The organism is Rickettsia endosymbiont of Ixodes scapularis, from assembly GCF_000160735.1.
GTDB lineage: Bacteria > Pseudomonadota > Alphaproteobacteria > Rickettsiales > Rickettsiaceae > Rickettsia > Rickettsia tamurae.
Window position 1 is genome coordinate 1 of record NZ_GG688302.1, and the last position, 2,955, is coordinate 2,955.

The window sequence follows — 2,955 nt, forward strand, 5'->3', positions numbered from 1 at the left end:
ATGTAGAGATTGCTAAGGTACTACTCTTGAGCCATGAAGCGATAAGAAAACACATTGTTGATTATCAAAAAGCCAATAAGCTTTACCAATAATGGAGGTAGCACAAGCAAATTAAGTGATGGTGAGAGGGCAGAATTAGTGAGTCACCTAGAAGTAAATAATTATGTTTATGCTAAAGATATCATGCATCACATTGAGAACAAATATGGTGTGACATATACGATAACGGGAGTAACAAAATTACTATACAAACTGGGATTTGTGTACAAGAAGCCGAAAGTAGTAGCGGCTAAACTGGATTTTGACAAGCAAGAATTATTTAAGTTAAACTACAGTTTACTAAAAGGGAATCTTAGAGATAAGGAAGCCATATATTTTATGGATGGTGTTCATCCTCAGTATCAAGCAAGGGCAAGGTGTGGTTGGATAAGAAAGAACCAAAATAAGACCTTACCGACATTCAGTGGCTGGAGAAGAAAGCACATGATTGGTGCTATTAACCTAGCTGATTTACAGTTAGTAAGGACAGAGAACCCCAAAATAAATGGGGAGCAGATAGTTAATTTTCTACAAAGGTTGGAAGAGGAGAATAGTGACAAGGAAAGAATATATTTAATCTGTGACAATGCTAGTTACCACAAATCCAAGAAAGTTAAGGAATACCTAGTAAATAGTAACATAGAGCTAGTATTTTTGCCACCATATAGTCCAAATCTTAACCCAATTGAGAGATTATGGAAGTTTATGCACAGTATACAGTATTACAACTAATAATAAATTTTATCATAATTTTGAACAATTTTCGGAAGCAATAAACAAATTTTTCAGCAACATCGCCGATTATAAAGATAGGTTACGTACCTTAATAAACGATAATTTCCAAACTATTACCGTTAACCATTTCTGCAACTCTTCAGGTTAATTGAGTATATTTCAAAAGTCGTATCTAACTCATTATTTTTAATAAAATACCAAGTAGCAACTATAGCTATTCGTCTTTCCCAAAGAATTTCCAATTTTGTTAATGTAAAAAGATAATCCTTTTCTTTATCCCATAAATAAGCTCCAATTATATGATGGGCTGAAGCATCCACTAAATTCCAATTATTTACGTGTTTTATATTGTTTAAATAAAAATTATAAAAAAACTCTTTATCTTGTGCTTTCTGATATTGCATAATCAAAATAGCTAACGCTAAAAATCTCTATTCATTAAATTCTGAAGTAATAAGGCGGCTTAAATCCCCCACATCTAAATTATAATAACTTTTAGCTATTTTACGTAAAGTCGGTACGGTAACCCCAATAAACCGGTCATGCTCTCCATACTCTCCTTTCCTAGTTTTAAAGAACAGCGTTCTACGTTCTAAAGGAATAGTAGCGTTCTCAAGTAAAATATTTCTAATTTGTTATAAATTTTCTCTCATGTTCAATAAGCCATTTTTTACGATGTAATCCCCCGCCATATCCTCCAAGTTCGCCATTGCTATTAATAATACGATGACAAGGAACAATTATTGCTAACTGATTCATACCGTTAGCATTTGCAACAGCTCTATAAGAAGTAGGTTTGCCCAAAGCTTTAGCCTGATTTAAATAACTTCGTGTTTTACCGTAAGGTATATTAATTAATTCTTGCCAAGCCATTTTTTGAAATTCGCTTCCTAAAAGATATATAGGCGTATTAAATTTTTGTAAAGTACCGGTAAAGTAAAATTTAAGCTCCTCTTCAATCATTAAAATTGGTTCAGTGCTTCCAGGAATAATAGCAGATTTCGTCTTAATTCTTAGCCTTTCAATTTCCAGTTCTAGACCTCTTCTATCAACAAATTCTAATAAATAAAGTAATTTTTCATCGCTAATTGCAATCATAGCACCAAGAGGCGTATCTAACCAAGCTGCTTTTAAAATATTTAAATGCAGGTTAAATTTTGTCGGCGGTCCTCCCATTATTTTAGAGAAAGCATCTCGAAAACCGCTACTTGATTCATAACCCATATCAATTTGTGTATTAATTACCGATTCACCCATGCGAATTTGCTTCATCGCAATACCCATACGCCTTGCTCTTGCATATTCTACAAACGTCATACCGAAACGTTTTTTAAATTGGCGACGTGCTGTAGAAGCATCTACTGATAACTCATCAAAATCACTATCTTTCCATCGTTTAGCAGGATTAAGCTCAATAGCATTAACAAGAGTACAAACTAAATTCGAAACTTCGCAAGGATGTGAAAGAGGCTTGCAACGCTGACAAGGTCTATATGAAGCATGCAAAGCTTCCTTAGCAGTTTTATAAAATTCACAATTTTCAAATTTAGGTTTCCGTGCAGGACAAATCGGTCTACAAAATACTCCTGTTGTTTTAACCGCTACAAAAAAGATATTTTCATACCTGTAATCTTTATTAATTAATGCCTGATAATATTCTTGTCTTTGAAGCTCATTAAACATATTAATTTATCCTATAATATAAATTTATAATTATATTATATGAACTTTTTAAAACCCCTGTAACCGAAATTCAGGTATTGATTTTTTATTTAATAATTCTGTCTCTCATGCTCAATGAGCCATTTTTTACGATCTAGCCCTGAACCGTAACCGCCAAGCTCACCGTTATTATTGATGATGCGGTGACACGGAATAATTATAGCAAATTTATTTGCTCCGTTAGCATTTGCAACAGCTCTATAAGATCTTTCCATACCTATTAATTTAGCTTGAGTGAAGTAACTTCTTGTTTCACCGTAAGGTACATTTGTTAGCTCTTGCCATACTAATTTTTGAAATTCGCTTCCTGAAAGATATATCGAAGTATTAAATTTTTTTAAAGTACCGTTAAAGTACAATTTTAGCTCCTCTTCAATTGATAGAATCGCTCTAGTGTGATCTTCAGTAATAGCCGATTTGCGTTAATTTAAGTCTTTTAATTTAATCCTTTACTTTAAG

4 protein-coding genes and 2 pseudogenes are annotated in these 2,955 nt (G+C 33.0%); 1 reads left to right on the forward strand and 5 read right to left on the reverse strand.

Features of this window, described 5'->3' with window-relative positions:
• Nucleotides 1-54: 54 nt before the first annotated feature.
• Nucleotides 55-771, forward strand: a complete 717-nt coding sequence (locus tag REIS_RS10095) for an IS630 family transposase (protein WP_008579825.1) — start codon at nucleotides 55-57, stop codon at nucleotides 769-771.
• Between the two features lie 122 nt (nucleotides 772-893).
• On the opposite strand, the gene REIS_RS10100 is transcribed toward REIS_RS10095, so the two are convergent.
• From REIS_RS10100 to REIS_RS10110, 5 genes and pseudogenes are all read right to left on the reverse strand, one after another.
• Nucleotides 894-1,178, reverse strand: a complete 285-nt coding sequence (locus tag REIS_RS10100) for a DNA alkylation repair protein (RefSeq protein WP_083787822.1) — start codon at nucleotides 1,176-1,178, stop codon at nucleotides 894-896.
• Between the two features lie 27 nt (nucleotides 1,179-1,205).
• Nucleotides 1,206-1,406 carry a DNA alkylation repair protein gene (locus REIS_RS17630; RefSeq protein WP_371256188.1) on the reverse strand — a complete coding sequence of 67 codons (201 nt, stop codon included), beginning with the start codon at nucleotides 1,404-1,406 and terminating at the stop codon, nucleotides 1,206-1,208.
• Nucleotides 1,402-1,950: a methylated-DNA--[protein]-cysteine S-methyltransferase gene (locus REIS_RS16180; protein WP_241760976.1), complete on the reverse strand. Its 549-nt coding sequence runs from the start codon at nucleotides 1,948-1,950 to the stop codon at nucleotides 1,402-1,404. The genes REIS_RS17630 and REIS_RS16180 overlap by 5 nt, the downstream gene beginning before the upstream one ends.
• A gap of 36 nt (nucleotides 1,951-1,986) precedes the next feature.
• A pseudogene (locus REIS_RS16185) lies at nucleotides 1,987-2,457 on the reverse strand (bifunctional transcriptional activator/DNA repair enzyme AdaA); the annotation flags it as partial.
• A gap of 89 nt (nucleotides 2,458-2,546) precedes the next feature.
• Nucleotides 2,547-2,937, reverse strand: a pseudogene (locus tag REIS_RS10110) (methylated-DNA--[protein]-cysteine S-methyltransferase); the annotation flags it as partial.
• Nucleotides 2,938-2,955: the final 18 nt, after the last annotated feature.